We start from the raw sequence: 6,794 nt of genomic DNA on the forward strand, positions 1-6,794 counted from the left end.
ACGCATAAATCCGCTCTCTCCCGCCTAACCTTGTCATTGCCCCGCAAAGACAGACAGGAGAACGCATAAATTGCAGCAGAAACGCATAAATCCGCTCTCTTCCGCATAACCATATCTTCGCCCCACAAAGACAGACAGGGGACCGCATAAATTACAGCAAAAACGCATAAATCCGCTCTCTCCCGCATAACCATATCTTCGCCCCGCAAAGACAGATAGGGGAACGCATAAATTACAGCAAAAACGCATAAATCCGCTCTCTCCCGCATAACCTTATCTTCGCCCCGCAAAGACAGATAGGGGAACGCATAAATTGCAGCAAAAACGCATAAATCCGCTCTCTTCCGCCTAACATGATGCTTTCTCCTAACCTAAAAAGCCCTACCATACCCCTCTGTATTGGCAAGATCACTAAATATCCATGTCAAAACGACTCTATGGACACAGCTATTAACCAATTTATGCACCTTTGAAATATTTATGTGGCTTTACAAGGGGATTATGCGCTTTGCAAGAGATATATGCGTTATTCTTTTGGGTTATGAAAGCTTGCCAGCATTTTATGCGCGGTATTTTCCAGTTATACGTTTTCGACAGGCTTTATGCGCATTTTTTAATAGTTATGCGTTTAGAAAGGTATTTATGAGCTTGTAACCTTCATCGCATGAACTTTTGAAGCATATTGATCGATAGGCTATGGAATACCAGTCTACAAATTTTGTACGTATTTCTATGAAAATGAGTATGTTTCCAAAGGTTTGATTTCAATGAAAATTCCGTTGCGAAAGAGTTTATAAACAAGTATATTTAGAGTATCGAAATATATTTTGTGGAAAGTTGGAAATGTGGATGAAATGGTTCACTGACTGGGGACGCAAATTTTCCTCTTTCAACCGGAATGTAAAGCTTTTTATTATCGGAAATGCACTGATCCAAATCGGGATGGGTGTTTTTATGGTTATGTATAATTTGTATATTCGGGAGCTCGGGATGCCCGAGACGGTGAGTGGAAAAGTGATTTCAATGACAGCGATGGCTTCGGCAATTATGTTAGTTCCTGCGGGATTTTTAAGCGATAAATTCGGGCGGAAATGGATGATTGTGGGCGGCGCTGTATTGACGGTAACGACACTATTTTATAGGGGCATTGCTGTTGCGGAAACCCCGATCATTACAGCAGCATTTTTGACGGGGTTGTTTATGGCATTCGTCCAAGTTTCGGGTATTCCATTTTTAGCCGAAAACTCGTCTCCTGCTGAACGGGTAACTTTATTCAGTGTCAACTTTGCGGTCGTAACGATTGCGAACGTAGCGGGAAGCTTTTTCGGCGGAGTTATCGCAGATGTATTGGAAACTGTTATGAAAATTAGTACGACAGAAGCAATCCGCTATTCATTGCTTTGCGGTGCGGCCATTTTCACGGCAGGGTTACTTCCATTTTTTAAGCTGCAAGAAAAGAATGCGAAAGAAGAGAAAGCTGCACCGCTACTTTCTGATGGAGGTAAGATCGATCAATTAGAGGATCGTTTAAAGAGAAACTTAATTGTCATTTTCCATTTTTCATTCGCTAATTTGCTGATCGGCTTCGGTTCCGGTTTAGTTGTCCCTTATTTGAATTTGTATTTTGCGAACCGTTTTGATGCTACAAATTCCTATATTGGCTTTGTTTTGTCAATGGGCTCCGCGATGACAGCGGTAGCTGCGATGATTGGTCCAGCACTTTCAAAGAAGATTGGGAAAGTGAGGGCGTTGATTTTATTTCAGATGCTGTCCATTCCGTTTCTGCTTTTGACGGCCTATACGACGTCTCTTATGTTGGCCTCATTAGGATTTTTGTTAAGGCAAGCGCTAATGAATGCTGGAAATCCGATTCAAAGTGCGGTTGCGATGGAAGTCGTGTCGGATAAATATAAAGGATTGGCAAATTCGATGAACCAAATGGTGTTTAACTTGGGATGGGCTACGATGGGGCCGATTGCTACAGGCTTAGTCGTTGCGCAAGGAGCTTATTGGGGATACGCGTTTGCGTTTACTATTACGGCAGGTCTTTATATCGTTTCATCCATCTACTACTATTTCATATTTGGCAGGAGGAAGCTGTCAGGGGAGTGAAAATAGAGGAGGAATCCTACTGTTTCATAACATATAAAAAAAGAGTGCGATTAAACCATCTCGCACTCTTTAAGATAATATACTTAACCCCATTAATTCATAAGTTTATTTAAATAACCCCTCCGAATAAAGAAAAAGCCTATTAGAAACAGCAGTAAAATTATACCTAAGCCCATTGCAGTTAATTGATAAAATGCCAACGAGATATGGTTATGCATGCCGAGTAATGTTGCAAATAAAATAAGGGCTGCAATTGTAAAAGGGATAAAAATTAAGGTTACCAATTCTTTTGTTACAACAGTTGATAGTTCTTTCATGGATAAACCAACTTTTCTAATGCCTAAAAACTTTTCTCTTTCTTGTTCAAGAGATGTTTGCAGGTAAAAATACAGTATACTCATTGCGGCGCTCATAAAAATTAAGCTAAGCATAAAGCCAATGAAGAACATTATGCTTTTTACAAACTTCTCTACTTCATATAATTCAATTTTAGATGCCATTAAGCGTCGATCAGAATCTGTAGTAATCTTAGATGAAATCGTATTCGCGACATCGATCTTGTTTGTCCAATCATCCAATTCATAAGCAAATATTTGATAAACTGGATACTCAATCGCCTCATATACTTCATCCGAAACGATATAATATACATTTTGTAACCCGGATGTTAAAATATTTCTCTTTTCAATACCCGTAACGATTAGGTTTCCAAATGGGTAATCATGAATGGATTCTTTATTAGGTTGAACACCTTCATGACCAGCAGCAACAAAATACTCATGATCGTTTAATGTTAAAGGCTCATGCTGGCCCAATTGATTGAAATTCGTAACGGACATAAAAGCAATCCTACGCTTTTCATCGGTTTTAAAGGCAGAATAGTATGCCTCGTAATTACCTGCTTCATCTAAGGTCTCTTCAATAAAGGTTCGATCTTTTTGAGCTTCTAATTCGTTACCTGGTAGTGACGTATATTGGAAACTATAAGGATAGAGCGATTCTGTTTTTTCCTCTACATTGTAGTAAGAGCTGTAAAGTACGCTTGTAAAGACAAAGGTACCTAATAGTAAGATCGTTAATAAATAAATGATATGGGCATGTGAAACCTCTTTTGCCTTTAAATTTGAAACAAAAAGCATATTGGTTTTTCTGAAATACGATGGATGTTTTTGCCACACGCGGATGGTGAATAACATTCCTTGTGTGACTGTAAAGTAAATGGCCAATAAAAGACTAATAAACAATGCAATGTAAGGGAGAATTCCAAAGGATTCCACCCAATTCATTTCCCTTATCATCGAAAAGAGCAAAATAACACTGACCATAATGGATACGATCAATTTAAATGGTGCTGGTTTCGTGAGCTTTTCTTGTGTAATATCTGCTTTTAATAGTTGAACGACATCTTCTTTTTTTATCATCCATGTCATAACTTTAGTAACGATCAAAAATAATAGAGAAAATAAAACGATCGTTATGAGAATGGCTTGGATCGGAATATACATTCCAAACACTTCAGCACGCAATATCTTTTTGGCAACCATTAAAAATAATGGTGCAACAATTAACCCTCCTACAATTGCTGTGATAATCGCTGCAACAGCAATGATCATATTTTCTCTGAAAACCATTTTGCGGATTTGCCTCATGGATGCACCCATCATCATAAAAGTACCTAATGTTTTTGTTTTCTTTTTCAAAAAAGCGAACAACGAATAGATGATAAAGATAAAGGAAAAAACGTAAATAAAGAAGCTGGCTAGCACCATTGTTGTTCCTAAGGTACTTGTTGTATCCAATTCCGCCATCATTGGATGAAAAGCTGTAATTGAAAATAGGAAAAAGACTACTATTGAAAACACACTGCTTAAAAAGTAGGAAATGTATGTCGACTTATCCCTCAAAATATTTTGAACTACAATATGATTAAAATTCATGCTGGCCACCACCTAAAAACGTGAGTGTGTCCATAATTTCTTGGTAAAATTGCTGTTTGTTTTTGCCACGGTGTATCTCATTATAGAGAATTCCGTCTTGTATGAAGATGACACGCTCCGCAAAACTTGCAACGTATGCATCATGTGTCACCATTAAAATGGATGTATTAAAGGTTTTGTTGATCGATTCAAATAAAGTCATCACACCATTTACAGATTTAGAATCCAAGTTTCCTGTCGGTTCATCCGCTAATAATAATTTAGGGTTATGAATAACGGCCCTCGCAATCGCCACCCGTTGTTTCTGACCGCCAGAAATTTCAAACGTTCTTTTTTTCAATAAAGCCTCAATTCCTAAAAAGTCTACCGTTCTCTCTAATCTTTGTTTCATTTCTTTCTCCGATACAGAATCAAGTGTTAAAGGAAGCAAAATATTCTCCTCTACTGTCAAGGTGTGGACAAGGTTAAAATCTTGAAAGACAAAGCCTAATTCTGAACGTCGAAACTTTGCTAATTCATCATCATTTAATCCATACGGATCTTTTGAATTGATGATGATTGAACCATTTGAAGGGCGATCGATAGTGGAAATACAATTAAGGAAGGTTGTCTTTCCGCTGCCGGATGGACCCATTACCGCAACAAATTCATTCTCTCCTAAATGAAAATCGATGCCTTTTAATGCCTTATATGTGATTTCACCCGTATATTCTTTTTGTAGTTGCTTTACTTGTAAAATTGTATGTGACATTACGGTTTCACTCCTTTTTGATACATTTAGTATAAACAAACCGTTCTCTCCATAAAATCTTTGAACATGACAGCAATCTGACAAATTTGTCATATAAAAAACGGCCACCTTATTAGTAGCCGTCTTTACTTCCGGAAAAATCAATCATAAAGGTCGTTTCATTATGAGCAGAGGTTAACGTGTATGGATGGTGCAGCGTAGAAAGTATTTTTTTGACTAAATAGAGTCCGATACCAGTCGCTTCACCTTGGATGCGTCCCTTTGTTCCGGTGTAAAACAATTCAAATACACGGTTAATTTCACTTTCTGGTATCGTCTCGCCTTTGTTCTTGATCCATAACTGACCGTTTTCAAAATGAATGTGAACGAAGGACTTCTCTTCACCATATTTGACAGCATTGCTGAGTAGCTGGTAGATAACAACTCTGAGCCATTTACGATCAGAATAAATGATGATGTTTTCTTCGAGTGCACTTTTTGGGTATACTTCCATCTCAATAAAGTATTCTTTTAAATCGTTAACAACTTCTTGGACGACATTATTTAAGGATATCGGTTCAATCTTTAAATCAGATAGTAGTTGGGATGAACGACTATACGTTAATAGTTGATTTAGAGAGAAATTTACTTTATCGCATTCTTTTTTTACTTTTTGCCATTCTAAAAATAAATCCGGTTCTTTTAATTGATTCGTCTGTATGAGTAATTGAATCACGGAAAGCGGTGTTTTCATTTGATGAACAGTTTGGGAAATCATTAATTGCTGTTCATGTAAACGATCTTTGTGATCTTCCTCTTGTGATAGAAAAAGCGAATGAATGAACTGCATTTGATTTGCATATGCCTTTTCAACCGGAGATTGGGGAAGGTGAATCAATAAATCATTTGCCTCGAATCCATTACCATTCAAATGTGCATACATTTTTTTGCGTCTTATATATCGAATTAACAGAAGAATGGCTAATAAAATGATCGATAGAAAGATAAAGTATGCATAATGATTGCTCAAGTCATCTAGTCGGTGAATAATAATTGGTAAGCAAATCATCGTTAGAATGTACAGGATGATAAAACTTATATGATCACGAAAAAAAAGCTTCATAAGCCATTCTCCGTTACTTGATAGCCAATTCCTCGAATGGTTGTGATGGATAGCGATGAATGAATAGCTTCTAACTTTTTGCGTAAACGTACAATATTCACTGTTAGTGTGTTTTCTTCAACGAATGTATCATCATCCCAAATTGCTGAAAGTAGTTGTTGTCTCGTCACAACATTCGGGGATGCTTCAAAAAGCACAGAACATAACTGAAGTTCTTTTATAGTCAATATCGTCTCATGTTCGGGTGTGCATAATCGAATCGTCTCTAAATTTAATGTTGTATTTCCGACTTTCAAAATTCGGGTTTGCAAATCCTCTGCATATTCGCCGTAGACCCGACGTATTTGTCCATTTATTTTTGCTAAGACTACATCCATTAAAAAAGGTTTTGTGATGAAGTCATCTGCTCCATTTTCAATACCATATACTTGATCTAATTCACTCATACGGGCAGAAAGTATCGTAATGGGGCAATTTGAGACTTGCCTAATTTTTCGTGACCAATAATAGCCATCAAAGGCGGGAAGATTAATATCCATTATGACGAGATGTGGTTGGAATTCTTGAAAAATATCAAGTACCCTTTCAAAATCCTCTACAATATAGCAAATATAATTATATTTTTCAAAATGGTTCTTTAATGTATTCGCAATATTCTTTTCATCTTCAACGATTAGTAGTTTATACATTGCAGCCTCCTTTGTTTCAGTGACGAACTTCTATTTTTGATCCGCTATTTCAATAGAAAAATTTGCGCAAACGGACCATTTAACTGGAAATTCATTTTTCATAAGTTAATGAAGAATACTTAAAGTATAGGCGAAATATATAGTATAACCAAAACAAAAAAACAAAGGGGCTGTCCAATAAGTCCCTAAAATAGAACAGGTGG

The 6,794-nt window shown here is 37.0% G+C and carries 5 protein-coding genes; 1 reads left to right on the forward strand and 4 read right to left on the reverse strand.

Annotation, left to right across the window (positions count from 1 at the left end):
* Positions 1-849 precede the first annotated feature (849 nt).
* The gene (locus tag ACFQ38_RS11830) at positions 850-2,112 is read left to right on the forward strand and encodes an MFS transporter (protein ID WP_381481069.1); all 1,263 of its coding nucleotides are present in this window, start codon (positions 850-852) and stop codon (positions 2,110-2,112) included.
* A gap of 92 nt (positions 2,113-2,204) precedes the next feature.
* Here the strand turns inward: ACFQ38_RS11830 and ACFQ38_RS11835 are convergent, their stop codons facing one another.
* From ACFQ38_RS11835 to ACFQ38_RS11850, 4 genes are all read right to left on the reverse strand, one after another.
* The gene (locus ACFQ38_RS11835; protein WP_381481071.1) at positions 2,205-4,049 is read right to left on the reverse strand and encodes an ABC transporter permease; all 1,845 of its coding nucleotides are present in this window, start codon (positions 4,047-4,049) and stop codon (positions 2,205-2,207) included.
* Complete coding sequence (locus ACFQ38_RS11840; RefSeq protein ID WP_336823864.1) at positions 4,039-4,800, reverse strand: ABC transporter ATP-binding protein; 762 nt, start codon at positions 4,798-4,800, stop codon at positions 4,039-4,041. The genes ACFQ38_RS11835 and ACFQ38_RS11840 overlap by 11 nt, the downstream gene beginning before the upstream one ends.
* A gap of 112 nt (positions 4,801-4,912) precedes the next feature.
* Positions 4,913-5,902, reverse strand: a complete 990-nt coding sequence (locus ACFQ38_RS11845; RefSeq protein WP_381481073.1) for a sensor histidine kinase — start codon at positions 5,900-5,902, stop codon at positions 4,913-4,915.
* A complete protein-coding gene (locus ACFQ38_RS11850; protein WP_381481075.1) occupies positions 5,899-6,591 on the reverse strand; it encodes a response regulator transcription factor in 693 nt (230 codons plus the stop codon). The genes ACFQ38_RS11845 and ACFQ38_RS11850 overlap by 4 nt, the downstream gene beginning before the upstream one ends.
* Between the last annotated feature and the right edge of the window lie 203 nt (positions 6,592-6,794).

Origin of the sequence: Sporosarcina contaminans, assembly GCF_042679045.1 — a bacterium.
Taxonomy (GTDB): Bacteria; Bacillota; Bacilli; order Bacillales_A; family Planococcaceae; genus Sporosarcina; species Sporosarcina contaminans.